At 29.0% G+C, this 16366-nt stretch carries 18 protein-coding genes; 5 read left to right on the top strand and 13 right to left on the bottom strand.

Translation table 11 applies throughout. The features are described from left to right. Positions 1-58: 58 nt before the first annotated feature. The 4 genes from CPIN17260_RS06330 to CPIN17260_RS06345 all read left to right on the top strand — a co-directional run bounded on the left by CPIN17260_RS06330 (position 59) and on the right by CPIN17260_RS06345 (position 4438). Positions 59-2848 carry a TonB-dependent receptor domain-containing protein gene (locus tag CPIN17260_RS06330; protein ID WP_078440762.1) on the top strand — a complete coding sequence of 930 codons (2790 nt, stop codon included), beginning with the start codon at positions 59-61 and terminating at the stop codon, positions 2846-2848. Between the two features lie 69 nt (positions 2849-2917). Further along, entirely contained in the window at positions 2918-3337 is a 420-nt protein-coding gene (gene exbB / locus CPIN17260_RS06335; protein WP_069632555.1) for a TonB-system energizer ExbB, read from the top strand. 47 nt (positions 3338-3384) lie between these two features. Then, entirely contained in the window at positions 3385-3714 is a 330-nt protein-coding gene (exbD, locus tag CPIN17260_RS06340; protein ID WP_416160592.1) for a TonB system transport protein ExbD, read from the top strand. Next, positions 3680-4438: an energy transducer TonB gene (locus CPIN17260_RS06345; protein WP_078440763.1), complete on the top strand. Its 759-nt coding sequence runs from the start codon at positions 3680-3682 to the stop codon at positions 4436-4438. Before exbD ends, CPIN17260_RS06345 begins: the two co-directional genes overlap by 35 nt. A 69-nt stretch (positions 4439-4507) precedes the next feature. Here CPIN17260_RS06345 and CPIN17260_RS06350 read toward each other — a convergent pair whose 3' ends face one another. The 5 genes from CPIN17260_RS06350 to CPIN17260_RS06370 all read right to left on the bottom strand — a co-directional run bounded on the left by CPIN17260_RS06350 (position 4508) and on the right by CPIN17260_RS06370 (position 7746). Further along, positions 4508-4795 carry a metal-sulfur cluster assembly factor gene (locus CPIN17260_RS06350; protein WP_069632553.1) on the bottom strand — a complete coding sequence of 96 codons (288 nt, stop codon included), beginning with the start codon at positions 4793-4795 and terminating at the stop codon, positions 4508-4510. After that, complete coding sequence (locus tag CPIN17260_RS06355) at positions 4785-5963, bottom strand: peptidase M50 (RefSeq protein WP_078440764.1); 1179 nt, start codon at positions 5961-5963, stop codon at positions 4785-4787. Before CPIN17260_RS06355 ends, CPIN17260_RS06350 begins: the two co-directional genes overlap by 11 nt. A 3-nt stretch (positions 5964-5966) precedes the next feature. Beyond that, positions 5967-6299 carry a hypothetical protein gene (locus CPIN17260_RS06360; RefSeq protein WP_069632551.1) on the bottom strand — a complete coding sequence of 111 codons (333 nt, stop codon included), beginning with the start codon at positions 6297-6299 and terminating at the stop codon, positions 5967-5969. A gap of 90 nt (positions 6300-6389) precedes the next feature. After that, complete coding sequence (locus tag CPIN17260_RS06365; protein WP_069632550.1) at positions 6390-6833, bottom strand: GatB/YqeY domain-containing protein; 444 nt, start codon at positions 6831-6833, stop codon at positions 6390-6392. A 1-nt stretch (position 6834) separates the two neighbouring features. Beyond that, a complete protein-coding gene (locus CPIN17260_RS06370) occupies positions 6835-7746 on the bottom strand; it encodes a Ppx/GppA phosphatase family protein (protein ID WP_078440765.1) in 912 nt (303 codons plus the stop codon). Between the two features lie 97 nt (positions 7747-7843). On the opposite strand from CPIN17260_RS06370, the gene CPIN17260_RS06375 reads away from it, so the two are divergent. Then, the gene (locus CPIN17260_RS06375) at positions 7844-9382 is read left to right on the top strand and encodes an inorganic phosphate transporter (RefSeq protein ID WP_078387887.1); all 1539 of its coding nucleotides are present in this window, start codon (positions 7844-7846) and stop codon (positions 9380-9382) included. On the opposite strand, the gene mnmH is transcribed toward CPIN17260_RS06375, so the two are convergent. The 8 genes from mnmH to CPIN17260_RS06415 all read right to left on the bottom strand — a co-directional run bounded on the left by mnmH (position 9377) and on the right by CPIN17260_RS06415 (position 16321). Beyond that, positions 9377-10390 carry a tRNA 2-selenouridine(34) synthase MnmH gene (mnmH, locus tag CPIN17260_RS06380; RefSeq protein WP_078397670.1) on the bottom strand — a complete coding sequence of 338 codons (1014 nt, stop codon included), beginning with the start codon at positions 10388-10390 and terminating at the stop codon, positions 9377-9379. The two genes, CPIN17260_RS06375 and mnmH, sit on opposite strands and share 6 nt — an antisense overlap. Continuing rightward, positions 10377-10862, bottom strand: coding sequence for an HIT family protein (locus tag CPIN17260_RS06385; protein WP_078397671.1), 486 nt, complete (start codon positions 10860-10862; stop codon positions 10377-10379). The genes mnmH and CPIN17260_RS06385 overlap by 14 nt, the downstream gene beginning before the upstream one ends. Positions 10863-10928: 66 nt before the next feature. Continuing rightward, the gene (locus CPIN17260_RS09705) at positions 10929-11141 is read right to left on the bottom strand and encodes a hypothetical protein (RefSeq protein WP_078397672.1); all 213 of its coding nucleotides are present in this window, start codon (positions 11139-11141) and stop codon (positions 10929-10931) included. Beyond that, on the bottom strand, positions 11126-12346 hold the full coding sequence (locus tag CPIN17260_RS06395) for a tetratricopeptide repeat protein (RefSeq protein ID WP_078387891.1): 1221 nt from the start codon (positions 12344-12346) through the stop codon (positions 11126-11128). The genes CPIN17260_RS09705 and CPIN17260_RS06395 overlap by 16 nt, the downstream gene beginning before the upstream one ends. Then, positions 12328-12699, bottom strand: coding sequence for a YkgJ family cysteine cluster protein (locus CPIN17260_RS06400; RefSeq protein ID WP_069632543.1), 372 nt, complete (start codon positions 12697-12699; stop codon positions 12328-12330). Before CPIN17260_RS06400 ends, CPIN17260_RS06395 begins: the two co-directional genes overlap by 19 nt. Further along, positions 12687-13391 (bottom strand): tRNA1(Val) (adenine(37)-N6)-methyltransferase, encoded by a 705-nt coding sequence (locus tag CPIN17260_RS06405; protein ID WP_078440766.1) that lies wholly within the window; start codon positions 13389-13391, stop codon positions 12687-12689. Before CPIN17260_RS06405 ends, CPIN17260_RS06400 begins: the two co-directional genes overlap by 13 nt. Further along, the gene (locus CPIN17260_RS06410) at positions 13388-15316 is read right to left on the bottom strand and encodes a coiled-coil domain-containing protein (protein WP_157887345.1); all 1929 of its coding nucleotides are present in this window, start codon (positions 15314-15316) and stop codon (positions 13388-13390) included. Before CPIN17260_RS06410 ends, CPIN17260_RS06405 begins: the two co-directional genes overlap by 4 nt. A gap of 54 nt (positions 15317-15370) precedes the next feature. After that, positions 15371-16321, bottom strand: a complete 951-nt coding sequence (locus CPIN17260_RS06415; protein ID WP_069632540.1) for an NAD(P)-binding domain-containing protein — start codon at positions 16319-16321, stop codon at positions 15371-15373. Positions 16322-16366: the final 45 nt, after the last annotated feature.

Consider the following 16366-nt stretch of genomic DNA (forward strand, 5'->3'; position numbering starts at 1 on the left):
AATGTAGAATTGCAACTTAGTTGCAAATATATTAAAATTAACAAATCAAAGGAATTTAATGGTAAAAAATAAATCAAAATCTGTATTTATCTCACTAATGTCTATTGTAACAGTAAATGCTTTAGATAATATAGAACTTGACAAAGTAGAGGCAGTTGAAAAAAATGAAGTTTATCTTGAATCTAAAGCAGTAAGCACGAGAGAATTTAAAGAGGGTACAACACAAAGTTTTGACAATATTGTAAGATCAATAGCCGGCGCTTTTACAAATATTGACAATACACAAGGAACCGTAAATATAAATATACGTGGAATGAGTGGTCTTGGAAGAGTAAATACAATGATAGATGGTGTTACTCAAACTTTTTATTCAACATCAGCCGATAATAGCTCAAGAAATGGTGGAACTTCAACATTTGGAGCCATGATAGACTCTTCATTTTTAAGAGGTGTTGATGTAGAAAAAGGTAGTTTTAGCGGGAAAGGTGGAGCAAATTCACTAATGGGTTCGGCAAATCTCAGAACAATAAGCATAAATGATATAGTAAGAGATGGTAATAAATTTGGTTTTTTAACAAGTACATTATTTGGCAATAACTCCACTGGTCCAAAATATTCAAATATAATAGCCTTTAAAGAAGAAATAAACGATGGTTATTTTGGTGTACTGTATGGATATAGTCAAAATAAAATTTCTCAAGATTTTGAAGTTGGCGGTGGAAACAGAGTAACCGGTGTTAAGTTTCAACCAGCATTAGACAGTAATGGAAAACAGATGAGAGGCGATAACGGAAATGGAGATTTGTTGTGGGTAAACCCTCAAACAGGAGAAAGAACTTATTTTAGTGGCAATCCTTCATATGATCCTTCATCACTTGCTCAAAAAACAAAAAGCAATATAGCAAAAGTAGAATACAAAGATAATATAAATAAATTGGTTTTGTCTTATAGGGATTACAAAACAGCCCTTACCGGTAGAAAAGTAACAAGCAATAATTATCAATTAGATTATAATCTAAAATCACCAGAATATAAAAATTTAGATTTAAATTTAATTGTTGCAAAAAGCATAGGCAAACAACAGTATAAAGCAGGTTCAACATTTGCAGGCGTTGAACTTTTAAAAAATATACAAGCAAAAAACACATCAACCACCTTTGATATAAGTAATACATTTGATAATGATTTTGGAAATGATGGCAACATAAAGACAAGAATAGGTTTTAATCTTTTAAAAAATAGATATGAAAAAAGCAGACATCCAAAAGAATTAAATTTTTTAGAAGATAATTTTAAAGATGCTCAAGGTTTCGCTAGAATGAAACTTGGCTATGAAGCAAACACTCTTTATCCAGAAGGTGGTCAAAAGTTTAACACCGTATATATAGACAATGAGATAAATTATGGAATTTTTACTTTTACAACAAATATTAATTATGCTAAAAATAGTTTTTGGGGAGAGAGATTTCAGAATTATAACTTACATATGTTTAGACCATTAGTAAATTTTGTAAGAAATAAATTTGGTAATGATATTTTTACCTCAGATGATCCAGAAAAAAAGGCAATAGTCAATGAATTATTTGATTTTTATCAAGACCAGTATAAAGAAGGGGTTAAAACATATGAGAGATTGATGAAAGGCGAAATAACAAATGATGACAGAAAATACAGAAAATATCAGATAGAAGAAGCCGAAAGATGGGCCAAAAACGAATATTATGACTATGAGATAGATTATGGAATTTGCGATAAGAATAATTTATCTGAATGTTATAAGAATATAATGCAAATAGACTCATTAATACAAAAAACAGATGGAGAGAATATAAAAGCCGCAGCAAAATATGACAATCCAAGAGAAATTGATCATGGAAACCATAATTATATTAATTACTCTTTTGGTACTTCTGTTTATCTACATGACTTATTTAGTCCTTTTGTGAATTATTCAAAAACACATAGAGCACCAAATATAAAAGAGATGTTTTTTTCAGACTATGGCCAATACGGAGTCAATTCAAACCTAAGACCAGAAACAGCCATAAATACACAACTAGGCTTTAACTCTTTTAAAGATGGTATCTTTACAGATAATGACGAATTTGGATTTAAATTTGTTAAATACAAAACAAAAATTAAAGATTATATATACAATATAAGAGGAAATGAAAGAACATCTGGCAGACCTTTATATATAAAACATTTTAATTCAAAAACAGATGTTAGTATAAAAGGTTTTGAAATAGAAGCCTCGTATGATTCTGGTATATTTTATGCAAATATATCATACTCTCGCCAAAAAACAAACCAACCATTTAACTTTACAGATTCAAGCCCTAGAGTTGATGACCTTAAAAGCGAAGATGAAACAGACGCACAAGGTTATGGACTTACAAAGGTAACAATACTTCCTGATGATTATGCTACTATTGATTTAGGAGCAAGACTATTTAATGAGAAATTTACAGTAGGAGGCATAGGAAAATATTATGGCAAAAGTAGAATTACTTCAGGTAATCTACAAAGAGTTGATTGTAATGGAAATATAGTTAAAGAAGGGGATAATATAACATATGTATGTGGTTACTCTAAAAAAGAATATGAGCTAAAAAAACAACCATGGGTATTTGATTTTTATAGCATATATCAACCAAATAATAATTTAACTATTAAATTTGAAATTCAAAACATGTTTGACACAAAATACATAAGTCCACTTGATTCAAATAACGATTCAGCTAATCAATTTATTTTTGAACTTGGTTCAGCAAGTGGTTATCAATTTGCAAACAACAACTTTGCAAGAGGAAGAACCGCTATGATGAGCATAAACTATAAATATTAGTTATGTATTTTATATTGACAATAAATATCGTAATTGATATAATACGCAAAAAATGACTTGGAGGAATTTATGGAGTTTTTGAAAGAAAATATAGATTATTTTATTATTGCTATACTAGGTTTTATGAGCTTTTTAGTAGTATGGTTTACAATAGAAAGACTTTTATTTTATAAAAACATTAATTTTGAAAATTATAAAAGCAAAGATGAATTAGAAGAAAGTTTAACAAATCACCTAACAACTCTTTATATAATATATTCAAATGCACCTTACATAGGTCTTTTAGGAACTGTAGCTGGTATCATGATAACATTTTATGACATGGGTATGAGCGGTGGCATAGACACAAAAAGCATAATGGTTGGCTTATCTTTGGCATTAAAAGCAACAGCATTTGGTCTTGTGGTGGCGATACCTACACTTATGATTTACAATGGTTTTATTAGAAAAGTTGATGTTATGATGAATAAATATAAGGCAATGCAGTGAAGCTACCAAAAAAAGAGGGATTAAATGTAATCCCACTAATTGATATTATGCTTGTTTTACTTGCTATTGTTTTAAGTATCTCTACTTTTATAGCGCAAGGAAATATACCAGTAGATCTACCAAGTAGTGAAAGTGCTACACAAGATAAAGAAGATAACAAAATAACCGTAACTATAAATAAAGACAATGAGTTTTTTATAGAAGATGAAAAAATAGCAGAAGATGAATTAAAAGAACGTTTAAATGAAATAGATCAAAAAACTTTGATTCAATTAAAAAGCGACAAAGAAAGCAAGTTTGAAATGTTTGTAAAAATAATAGATATACTGAAAGAAAAAAATCATGAGAATTTTGCAATTACAACTCTCAAGGAGTAAAAAATGTAATCTAGGCGGATTTTGTGTATCCGCTCTATTTCATGCCGTTTTATTTACGGCTTTAATACATTTTCATTCTGAGATAAAACACACAGGCAAAGAAGAAATCACAAAAATAAGTTTAGGAACTTTTAATCCGGCTCCAATACCACCTGCTCCAACCCCAACTCCGCCAGCTCCACCAAAACCTGAACCAGTTAAGCCAGAGCCAGTAAAACCTAAACCTATTGAAAAGCCTAAACCAAAAAAAATAGTTAAAAAAAAGGTTCAAAAACAACCTATTCCTAAGCCTATACAAAAACCAATTGAAAAGCAAGAAGAAGTTATTGAAGAAACAGCAGAGCCACAGCCAACAGCAGCACCTTCAGCAACAAATAATAGCAATTCTTCCGCAGCAACAAGTTCAAACGCAGCACCAGTAGTTGGAGAGTTTAACTTTGCAACATCAGCAGGAGATGAAAGATTTTCAAAGATACATAAAGCAATTAAGAAAAATCAAAAATACCCCATGAAAGCAAGAAAAATGAGAAAGCAAGGTATTGTTGAAGTTAGTTTCTTACTTAAAAAAAGTGGTGCTGTTGAAAATATAAAAGTAGTTAATAGCTCAGGAACAGATATACTTGATGATGCTGCTATGAAAACAATAAAATTAGCTTCAAAAGAATTTCCGATACTCGAAAAAGACTATCTTATAAAAATCCCAATGGAATATAAATTAAGATAATTATATTTTTTACATATAAGCTTATTTTATTTTAAGCTTATATGTAAATATCAAATTATTTTAAAATTTCTAACCCAGCTTTGCTTTAACTTCATCACTAGCCATAGTTATATTCCACTGTGGTTCCCAAACCAAATTTATATCACACTCTTTTACTCCATCCACTCTCATAACAGCATCTTCTACCCAATTGAGTATAAGTTCGTGCAAAGGGCATGACTTAGTAGATAGAGTCATTGTAACTTTTGCTTTACCGTCATCATAATAAACATCATATATAAGACCTAAAGATACTATATCAAAACCAACCTCAGGGTCAACTATTTTTGAAAGCTCGTTGTAAATTTCATCTTTCATTTTTTACTCCAAATTTTGTAAATTTAAATATATGTAATGTGTTAGCACAAACTAAAAAAATACTAAAAAACAAAAATAATATTGATATTTTTAACCAAAAAAATGATAAAAATATAGCAAACAGATTAAGCCTAAAAGCAGAATATGCCATATTTTTCTTAACCATATCATCAAGAAGCGGAACATTTTGTTTTCCGACAAATGGCGAAACATAATGATACCAAACTAAAAAAGGAACTATTTTATAAAAATGGGCAACTATAAAAGGATATAAAAATCCATAAGTTATTATAAAAACACTATAAGAATTTCCAAATTTATCAAATCCAAAACAAAAAATAATCAAACTTATAAATGATAAAAATAAATTTAAATTCCAATAATCAAAAGCCTTTCTTACTCTATTTTTAAGTATTAAAATAGCTTGAATAACAAAAAGTAAGAATGAAACTATTATCATCACCAAAGAAATTTTAATATTCCAAAAAATAAAAAAACCAGACAATATATAAGTAGCAATAGATATCTTTGAAATCAAAAAATTAACCTTATGTGACAAAGCAAACATAGGCAAAAGAACACTTCCGGCTCCAATAATTACAAAAAATATAAATCCAATAACAAAATATATATGATAGCGAAGCATAAGCTCAAAATCCAAACTTACTTTACCAGCAAAAATCAAAGCCAAGAAAAGACCAAAAATAAGTCCTACTATCAAGAACAAAGATGATATAAATAATGCAAAAGAAGCAAAACTTCTTTTATTGCCCTTTAAAAAACTAAGAAAAAAAGTAATTGCGAAAAACAAAAGAGAGGTAAATAATATCTTTGAACCAATATGCAAAAACTTATCATTTGCAAACACCATACCAGCAGAAAAAAACAAAAGAGAGATAGCATATATAAATAAGTTTAAATATGCCCCTTTTATGCTAAAAAATGCACTCTCTAATATAACTGAAGTTAGCTGATATAAAGCACCTATAATAATACTTAAAACAAATCCAACAAAAAATACATGAAAAAAACCAGCTGTATTTAAAGATGTTAATGCATTAAAATCAGCATAAAAAAACAAAAAAATGCTAACTAGCAGATAAAACAACCCTACCAAAAAATATCCGCCTACCAATCTAAACGGTGGAGCAAATGTATTTAGTATCATGTCTTATCCGTGGCAAATTTGTTTTGTTTCAAAATTTGGCAAAGAAGCATTTTGTTTTAATGTAAAAATAAGTTTAACTTCACCATTTTCCAAATCTTCACGCTCTATATCAAATTTATCTTCAATCTTTGGTATAAGCCCAACTGGAAATTTGTGATTTATCATTATGATTTTTGTATTTTTGTCTTTAACTAGATTTAAAGCAACCATGGCATTTACCATAGGCTCAGGAGGCATGCATTTTCTTGAATCAAAACCTATAAAATCATCTTTTTTATAAAAACTAACACTTGCACCATCTACTGCAAACTCTTGCCAATCATTAAAAAAACTCATTATATACTCCTAAATATTAAATAATTTAGGAGTATTATACTATTTAATAAATTTTATTCATTGATTTAGCTCAATAAATAAAAATTCAAATTAAGCTAGGAATTTTTTAGCCATATCACTTATTCTTTTTGGATCAGCACTTGCACCAAGTCTTTCTTTTGCTGTCTTTATAACATCACCTAGCTTAGCTATACTGCATGCACCAACTTCAGTTATAATCTCTCTTAGTTTGTCTTTTAGCTCATCATCACTAAGCTGAGCTGGAAGATATTTGCTTATGATATCCATCTCGTTTTGCTCTTTTTGTGCAAGATCTTCGCGCTCACCCTTTAAAAAAAGCTCTTTAGCATCATTTCTTTTTTTAATCTCTTTTTGCAATAAAGGCAACACCACATCATCTGTAAGTTCTACTCTATTATCGACTTCAACTTGCTTTAAAGCAGCATTAAGAGTTCTTAAAGTATCTCTTTTAAACTCATCTTTTTCTTTCATAGCTACTTTAATATCATCTAAAATTTGTTCTCGTATTGTCATTTTAACCCCTTTTAGTTTTTAAAATTTTATCAAACTCACGCTTAAAATAAGCAACTACAATTCCCTCTCTAAGACCATCATCTATAGTAACAATCTTAGCACTTTCATCTTTTAAAAGCTCTTTTAATAAAATCATACCAGCAACAACAAGCATTTTTCTATTTTTCCCAACAACAATATCAGCCTTATCATCACAAAGCTCAATCAACATCTGTTTTAAATCAGTAAAATCTTGTATATCCAAAGAACAACCATTTATCAAATTTGCATCATAATCATCATAATCAATCCCGAGCTTTAAAGCAGCCATAGTAGTAGCAACGCCTGATGTAAGAACAATAAAATCTTTTTTAAATGATGACAAAAAATCTTTAGCCTGCTTAACAACGCTTGATACATTTTCGTTCATATCTTTTATAGTTTTAAACTCTTCAAAAAATGTAATAATACCGAATTTAAAACTCCTAAAAGTATTTGAGTCACTTATCTCACTACTAGCACCACCAAGGTCTATGCAAACATAATTTTTATCCGGTATTTGAAGTCTATTTAAAGCATTTTTAACACCTAGATTTATATATCTAGCTTCGCTATCTCCGCTAATAATTTGAAAATTTATACCAAATAATTCTTTGATTTGTTGAAAGATGATATCTGAGTTTTTTGCTATCCTAAATGCAGCTGTAGCCACAGCTATATGCTCAAACAAAGAAAAATCAAACTCTTCTTTTGCAAGTTTTAAAGCATTAAAAATACGCTCTTTGGCTTCATCGCTAATTAGCATATTTTCACGAAGCCCTCTAGCACTTCCAACAATAGCTTCAAAACTTTTTTCAACAACACAAATTCCATGTTCGTGTTTTATAAGTGCTATTCTTAATGTATTTGAACCCAAATCAATACCTATAATCATCTTTAACCTTTATAAAATTTTATTTTTGGTAAATTTTATCAAATTTCAATAAACATAAAGATATAATCAACAAATATTTTTAAATCAAGGACACAACTTGACACGAGACAACCTGATAGCCTTTGTTATATTTATAATTACTATAGTATGCTTTTTTACGTGGGGAATCAACACTATACCAAATAGCAAATATTTTATATTTTTTATAGCAAGTCTTTTTGGTATATTTATGGCGTTTAATATAGGCGGAAACGATGTAGCAAATAGCTTTGGAACTAGTGTTGGAGCAAAAACTTTAACAATAAAACAAGCCCTTATAATAGCTGCTATATTTGAGCTAAGCGGTGCTGTTTTTGCTGGTGCAGAAGTAACAAATACGATAAGAAACGGTATCATAAACTTTTCAGATAAAAATGTAATACCGGAAAAATTTGTAGCCATAATGATGTCAGCACTTCTAAGTTCTGGACTTTGGCTGTTTTTTGCATCAAGAAAAGGACTTCCTGTCTCTACAACACACTCGATAGTAGGTGGCATAGTCGGCGCTGGTATTATGATGGGTTATACAAGCTATGGCGCAAAAGAAGCATTTGAAATGGTAACTTGGAGCGAAATAGGCAAAATAGCAATAAGCTGGGTCATCTCACCACTAATGGGTGGCGTGTTATCATTTTTGGTATTTGGCTATATTAAGAAAAATATCATAAATCCCACAAGACAACTTAGAATTTCAATTAAAACGCTAAAAAAAGAGAGAAAAATCTTTAAACGTAACTTCATAAAAGAACTAAAAACAAAACCGGAAAGTGAACAAATAAAAACACTTTCAAACATGATTTTAATCGATGAAGATGATACAAAAAGCACAAAATACAGCGAATACAGATCGCAAATTAAAGCAATGAAAGAAAGAGAAAAACAGATAGACTCCTTTGCTGCGATGAAAAAACATATCCCATTGATAGCAGGTTTTGCTGCAATGGTTATATCATCCATGATGATTTTTAAGGGCTTAAAGAATATAAATTTAGATATAAGCATAATACAAAGCATATGGATACTCTTTGTTATAGGTGTTTTAGCATATCTTGCCAGTTTTGCATTCATTAAAGTAATGAATAAAAATGATGCCGAAAAAAGCATAAATCGTGTATTTTCTTGGTTTCAAATTTTTACAGCCTCATCGTTTGCATTTTCACACGGGGCAAACGATATAGCAAACGCAATCGGCCCTTTTGTTGCGATACTTGATGTATTGAAAACAGGAGTTATAAATAAAGCCTCTACTATACCTAGTGTTGTTATGATTACTTTTGGAATTTCTTTGGTTGTTGGCTTATGGTTTTTAGGAAAAGAAGTTATCTCCACCATAGGCTCCAAGCTTGCCGAAATTTTACCAACAACCGGATTTAGCGCTGAACTTGGTGCTAGTATGGTTATACTTCTAGCAACAAAATTTGGAATTCCGGTAAGCTCAACACATATACTTATAGGTGCTGTATTAGGAATAGGCATAATAAACAAAAACGCAAACTGGGCTATGGTAAAACCAATACTTCTAGCTTGGGTTATAACACTCCCTGCTTCGGCTATACTATCTGGTGCATTTTATTTTAGTGTTTTAAAATTTTTATAATTTTAATTGTTTATTATAGATTTGCATAAGCTTTGATTTTGCCAGTTCAAAATCATCTGAACTTATAGTATAATCTATCTTTTGTGGCTTTTTGTAAACCTTATCATAGTATTTAACTAAGAGTATCTCACAAACCTTATGTATGTCATTATTTTCATAAGCATTTATAGCATCATCTCTTGCCTCTTTTGATATAAAAGGGCTAATTTTTTTCATACAAGAGTAAAAAAACTCACTATCCACACTCTTATAATCTTTCATAATGCACTCTACCCTATTTTCAAGACTAGCCACTATCTCAACATTTATACCACTTCTCATAGAAGTATGCAAACTAGAAGGAACAGTTAATGAGCCTATACGCCTACTCTCACCCTCTATAAAACATGCTTTTTTATCTTTTAGTAAAATAAGCTCTTCAAATAAATTATCTTCAAACTCTTTTTGACTAGGCTGTTTTCCATTTATCTCACCAAAAACAGAGCCTAAATGATTTGCTATATGTTCCAAATCCAAAGATGGTTGTAGTGATCTTATGAGCTTGGTTTTACTACTTCCGGTATTTCCAAAAAGTGTTATAAATTTCAAATCAATAGGTTTTTCAAGCTCATCCAAAACATTTTTTCTATATGATTTATATCCATCAATAAGTCTTTCAACCCTATAACCAATCATACTTAAAATTTGAGAAATAGAGTTAGAACGCATTCCACCTCTTGAGCAATAAACACCTATAAGAGATCCGACTTTTGCCATTTCATATATCTTTGGTAAATGTTCGCTTGTATTTAGACAAACATATCTAGCACCCAAAACCTTTGCTAATGATCTATTTTGTTTGTAAAGAGTGCCTATTTCATTATGTTCTTTGTCGTTTAAAACATATAAATTTATAGCACCTTTTATACGAGAATATGCAAATTCGCTAGGACTTCTAGCATCAATAATAAGGTCAAATTTATCTCTATTTTTTAACCAATTATCTATATCTAACTCAACTAAGCTCACTAAATGCTCTTTTTAATTTTTCAAATAATGGATAAAAAGGTGTTCCATTTACCCTAACATCAGCTATCGTAGTGATAAAGTTTGTATCCCTTTCCCATCTAGGCACTAAATGATAATGGACATGTTCGGCTATACCAGCTCCAGCAGCTTTTCCCAGATTCATACCTATATTTACACCATCTGCTTTTAATTCATCTTTTAAGATCTTAACACCTCTTTTTACATAATACGACATCTCTTGCCAAATTTCATCATCTAGTGATTCTATATTATCAAAGTGAGAAAAAGGTATAACCATAAAATGTCCCGGAGAATAAGGAAAACGATTCATTATCCCATAACAAAACTTAGCCCTAAACAAAACCCCATTTTTTATATCATCATCAGGGTTGTCTTTTATCGCACAAAAAACACAACCAGTTGGCTTATTTTCAAAGTATTCTGACCTCCACGGCGCACATAAATGTTGCATATTAATATCCTCTAAGCTTACTAAAAGCTAATTTCATATCATTTTGTCTCATAAAGTGTTTGCCTATCAAAGAGCATCCACACCTAATTCATTAAGGTATTTTAACTGAGATTTTTTATAAATTCCACTTTCAGCAACTATAATTTCATCTCTTGGTTGATAAGCACTTTGATAAGTCTCTTTTAGCCACTGTATAGGAAATTTTTGTTTTTTTATTTTTATATTTTGATTTATACTGTCTATAATTTCATCAAGTATCATTTTTAATTCTTTAAGCATTTATCTATCTCTTTTGAATGTAAAATAGCCTCATCTTGTTTTGCGAAGTCTTCATCTTTTAAAACTTTATCCATTATCTCTTTTGCCTTTTTACACTCATTGATTTTAAAATATCCCCAAGCCAAAGAGTCAAGATAGGCTGAAGATTTAGGATCTATTTTTAAGGCTTTTTTAACCAAAGATATACCCTTTTTATAATCAACATCGTGATCTATCATTAAATATCCATAATAATTCAAAAAGATAGGATTATTTAGCTTAACTGCACTTTTTTCAAAATTTGAAATGATATTATTTAGTGTTGCTTTATCAGGTTTTGAGTCATATTTTTCATACTCAAAAATAGCCATCATTGAAAGATAAAAAATATCCTTAGTATCATCGTAGGCATTTTTAGCTACATCATAAGCATCTTTATATCTTTTCATAGAAGCATAAACATCTATAGTAGTGTTGTTATCAAAATCACCATTTTTAAGAAGTTCTATAGCCTGATCATTATTTTTTGAAAAAAGCAAAATTCCTAAAGATAGCTCTTTAAATTTATAATCACCCGTAGCTTCAAATAACTCAGTATAGATTCCAGACAGTTTTATATATTCTTTATTCTCTAAATACATATTTGCAAGTTTTGAGCAAACCGATAAACTACAACCATTTTGATCTTTATAATCTTTTAATAATTCAAAACTTTTACTAGACTCATCAAGCATAGTCAATTTCAGAAGATTGTCTTCGCTTTGGTCTAAATCATACGCTTTTTGAAAATTTACAAGAGCTGTTTTTTCATCTTTTTCAAATAATGCTATATCACCAAGCATAAGATAATTTTTTGCATCTTTATCGGTTTTTAAAAGCTCATTAAGAAGTTTTTTAGCACCTACTAAATCACCTTTTCTTATTTTCTTAGTTGAAAGAAGTCTTATATAAAAAGGATCTTTTTTTAATTTTTCATCAGCCCTACTCATTATCTCATCAATTTTATCATCACTAAAGCTTACAGCTAATTTTAATTCTTCTTTTAAAAACTCAGAATCTTTTGTCTGCTTATATAAATCATCATAAACAGCGATTGCCAAATCATAGTTGCCATTATTTGTAAATTCTAATGCTTTTAAAATTTCAAGATTTATATCTTTTGCATTTAAATTATTTATTAAAAAAATCAAAAAACTTAAAAAAAATATTATTTTATTCCTATACATTCTTCTTTTAACTCCTTTAAATTATCCTTAAAATAATCCCAAAATGGAAATGTCCTACACTGATTTGGTCTATGCTCATATATAGAGCACATTTTTTTTGACATATCAAAAAATATACAAGCATAACCGGTTTTATAATCAACCTCTTTTATACTAAATCTATTTTGAACTTTTATCAAATACCTATCTTGAACTTGTTTAAAATCCAAATTCAAAAAATCAGCCAATTTTAATATTTCCTCTTTACTTATCCAAATATAGCCACTCTCACCTATGCAACACTTTCCACCACATTCGCTACATTTTGAGCTATCAAAAGTATAATTATATCCATCTTGTTTTAAAATTGACACATCAAACTCTTTGTATCTGCTTTTTTATAAATTTCATCAGCCCTTAAACTATTTTTATCACCATCTTGCAAAATAAGTGGTGTCATAACATCACAAGTTGAACGAGAGCTTTTTTTTGCTCTAATCAAAACTAAATTTGATTTTTTCTCTTTTTTTGGATGCACAAAACAAACATTACAACAAGTAAATTTAAATTCACTTAAGATTTGCATAATAACTTGTAACTGTAAGCTTTCATAACAAAATATTATCTCAGCCCTTGGCTTTAAAATTTTATTTGCTGTGCTTAAAAATGCCTTCAAAGAAAACTCATCAGCATAACGACTAATAGCTAAATGTGTATTTGCGCTTTTTACAACACCATCACGATAATAAGGTGGGTTTGAAACTATCAGGTCAAATTTCTCATCTGTTTTGATTTTTAAAAAATCACACTCTATTAAATTTGCTGATAGATTATTTTTAGTTAAATTTTTTTTACATAACATAATATTTATATGTTGAATATCAAGTAACGATAGATCAATTTTATTAAAATCACGCTTTAATAAAAGTCCAACAACCCCGCAACCACAACCAACATCTAAAACACTTCCTTTGTAGTTTGGATCCAAAAAAGATGAAACAAAATCATACAAAATCAATGAATCGCTATTATAATGATAGCCATCTTTTAGTTGATAAAGTATCATCTGTAAGCTTTTATAATGAAGCCTCTAGAATCTTTTCTTCTCAAAACTTCGGTACTATAGCTAATTCTTGAAAAATCACCAAATTCATCTCTGATGAGTTTTGCTGCCATTTCACTTCTTTCTTTACCTATGCCAAAATCAACATAAGAATTTAGTCTATTTAATTCAATTTTACTTATATTAGAAGTCACTTGATATGGTAAAGCATATCCACGACCATCAACTATAGATGTAATCTCATATAAATAGTTTGAATTATACCTACTTAAAAACTCGCTAACACGATTTTTACACATCATAGTTATGCCATTTTTATCCATATCAAAACACTCAACTTGTGAAACAAAAACAAGTTTTTTAGGAACTTCCGGCTTTGTTTGGGTTTCTAATATCTTTTTTAAATTTATATTTTCATCTTCTAATATATCTTGTTTGTCAATTGAATTTTGTATCTCTTGTTGCAAGCCTTCTAATTTATCTAAAAAAGTTTGAGTGGATATATTTTTGGTCTGCATGCTCTTAAGTTCATTTTTTAAATCATTCATCTCATCTTGCAGTTTTTTTATCATCAAATTTCTATCGGCCAAAGTTCTTAACTCTTCTATTTGAGTTTTTAAAATAGCATAATTTCGCATATCTATTTTAGAAGATTGTTTTTGCGTATCAAGTTCTTCTTGTGTTTTATCTAATATAAGCTTTAAAATAGTCGCATTATTTTCATTTTTAAGACTTAGCTGTTTAAAAACCTCGACTTGATTTTGCGTTTTGTTTAAATCAAAGCTAAGCTTTTGGATATTTGCACTTAGCTCTTTTATCTCAACGTCTTTTTGAGCAATAGTATTGTTGCTAGTGTTTAAATCCATTTTTAGTGAGTTGTTTTTATTTTGTTGAAGTTTAATATTATTTTTAAACTCCTGGCTTTCCTTGTTTAAAGCTAAAATTTGATTTTTTAAACTAAAAATATCCTTATCTTTTTGATTATTAGTTGAATTTAGATCTTTATTTAGATCATTTAAACCAACTATAAAAGAATTTAGTTGCTGGATTTGTGTATCTAAATTTTTGATTTTAGTATCTCTATTTTTTATATCATATTCAAGTTTTTTGATCTCTGCTTTTAAATCAATTATGTTATTTGATTTTTTTGACAATTCATCTTCAAGAGTTAAGCGCTGAATATCAAATCCATCTTGTATACGTTTTAATTCTTTTTTGTGCAAAAAATCAAGTTTTTGAATTTCATTTTTTTCTATTTTAATCTCTTCTTTTAGGTCTTTTAGCTCTTTTTTTGAACTCTCTCGTGCATTATCCTTTTTATTTAATAACGATATTTTATTTTGAAGTTCAAGATTTTTGTTTTGCAAAATAGATGTATTTTTATCATAATTAACAGCTAAAGATGATATATTTTGCTCTAACTGTATTATCTTTCTTTCATATTTTGACATCATCTCAAGACCTTGTTTTTGATTTTCTGCTAGTTCGTTTGTTAAATTTTCTATACGGTCAGTAAGTGTTTTTTCTTTATTTTTAAAATTTTCAAGATTTTTTTCTTCTATTTTTTTTTCTTTAGATAAAAATTGCATTTTTATACTATCAATCTTTGAAATCAAATCAAGATTTTTCTTAGCTATGTCTACATTGTCTTTAATTAAAACCCTGTTTTTTTCAACTATATCTTTAAAATCAGCTTTTAATTTAGTAATATCATTTGTTAAGTTTTCATCAAAAACAACATCAAAATTTTCAATATAGCTCTTTGCAGTTATATAACCACCATACTCAAAAAGTTGATCTTTACTTATATATTTCTCTTTTTCTTCTTCCGACAAATCATCAAATTTAAGAGAGTAAATTTTATACTCTCTTTGTGAAGTTTGTTCTTTTTTTATTTGCGAAAAGTTAATAAAAAAATAACTGGTCACAAATAAAATAAAAAAAACTAGAAAAAATCTCTTATATTCTCTCAAGCTTTATACTCATTTTTTTATAATATTTTGGACAACTTTATAAGCATGGTTTAATCCAACTACTATTGAACCACCATTTTTTAATGTTATATCACCACCAGCATAAAGACCAGCAATATCGCTTTCACAAGCATCATTTACTAATGCATTGCCTTTATCGTCCATTTTGATTCCACATTTTTGCAAGAAATCAACTGGGCTTGAACCGCCTATTGCATATATAACTCTATCATAAACTCTTGTTTTATCATTTGAAAAATTCACAACAACTTTACCATTATCATTATCAAGACTTACGATATCGTGATTTAATCTAACTTTTAATTTATTTTCTTTTTCTAAAATTTCAAGATTTTCTTTATTTGTATCATTAACTCTTGCAAAAGTATCTCTTCTGTATGCCAACGTAGTTTCATTGTTTTTACAGAGGTCTATAGCATACTCAACAGCTGAGTTTCCACCACCAACTACCAGTATCTTTTCTCCACTACTACATTTGTCTAAGTTAAAGTTAACAACACCATTTAATGGTAAAGGAATTTTATAATCAGGCTTATTTGGTTTACCCATTTTACCTATACTCACAAGCACATTTTTAGACTTATAAATATCTTTTGAAGTAGTGATCTCAAACAAATCTCCAACTTTTTTTACACTTTCAACTTCGCATTTAAAAACGCATTCTATATTATTTTCAGCAATGATTTTATCAAAAAACTCTATTGTGGTCTCTTTTGTTCCATCTTGAAAAGCTACAACTCCATAAATAGTACTTTCTTGTCCTTTATACTCTTTATCAACACGCTTATTATCTTTGTAAAACTTTCTTATAGTTTGCAGATTTTCTTCGCCCTTTTCAAGCATTAAAACATTATCAAGACCATTAGCCTTAGCCTCAATAGCGGCACCTATACCACAAGGCCCGGCACCTATAACAACTAAATCATAAATTACTGACATAAATTTCTCCTAAAATAATAAAAAATATTAATTAAATGAATTTAT

The organism is Campylobacter pinnipediorum subsp. pinnipediorum, from assembly GCF_002021925.1.
In the GTDB taxonomy this organism is placed as follows: domain Bacteria; phylum Campylobacterota; class Campylobacteria; order Campylobacterales; family Campylobacteraceae; genus Campylobacter_A; species Campylobacter_A pinnipediorum.

Bases quoted from the DNA above. Each gene is read 5' to 3' on its own strand.
- CPIN17260_RS06405 (WP_078440766.1), bottom strand. From the start codon at position 13,391: ATGATACTTTATCAACTAAAAGATGGCTATCATTATAATAGCGATTCA.
- CPIN17260_RS06415 (WP_069632540.1), bottom strand. From the start codon at position 16,321: ATGTCAGTAATTTATGATTTAGTTGTTATAGGTGCCGGGCCTTGTGGT.
- CPIN17260_RS06395 (WP_078387891.1), bottom strand. From the start codon at position 12,346: ATGTATAGGAATAAAATAATATTTTTTTTAAGTTTTTTGATTTTTTTA.
- CPIN17260_RS06345 (WP_078440763.1), top strand. From the start codon at position 3,680: ATGAGAATTTTGCAATTACAACTCTCAAGGAGTAAAAAATGTAATCTA.
- CPIN17260_RS06360 (WP_069632551.1), bottom strand. From the start codon at position 6,299: ATGAGTTTTTTTAATGATTGGCAAGAGTTTGCAGTAGATGGTGCAAGT.
- CPIN17260_RS06330 (WP_078440762.1), top strand. From the start codon at position 59: ATGGTAAAAAATAAATCAAAATCTGTATTTATCTCACTAATGTCTATT.
- exbD (WP_416160592.1), top strand. From the start codon at position 3,385: ATGCTTGTTTTACTTGCTATTGTTTTAAGTATCTCTACTTTTATAGCG.
- exbB (WP_069632555.1), top strand. From the start codon at position 2,918: ATGGAGTTTTTGAAAGAAAATATAGATTATTTTATTATTGCTATACTA.
- CPIN17260_RS06385 (WP_078397671.1), bottom strand. From the start codon at position 10,862: ATGCAACATTTATGTGCGCCGTGGAGGTCAGAATACTTTGAAAATAAG.
- CPIN17260_RS06365 (WP_069632550.1), bottom strand. From the start codon at position 6,833: ATGACAATACGAGAACAAATTTTAGATGATATTAAAGTAGCTATGAAA.
- CPIN17260_RS06370 (WP_078440765.1), bottom strand. From the start codon at position 7,746: ATGATTATAGGTATTGATTTGGGTTCAAATACATTAAGAATAGCACTT.
- CPIN17260_RS06355 (WP_078440764.1), bottom strand. From the start codon at position 5,963: ATGATACTAAATACATTTGCTCCACCGTTTAGATTGGTAGGCGGATAT.
- CPIN17260_RS09705 (WP_078397672.1), bottom strand. From the start codon at position 11,141: ATGCTTAAAGAATTAAAAATGATACTTGATGAAATTATAGACAGTATA.
- CPIN17260_RS06350 (WP_069632553.1), bottom strand. From the start codon at position 4,795: ATGAAAGATGAAATTTACAACGAGCTTTCAAAAATAGTTGACCCTGAG.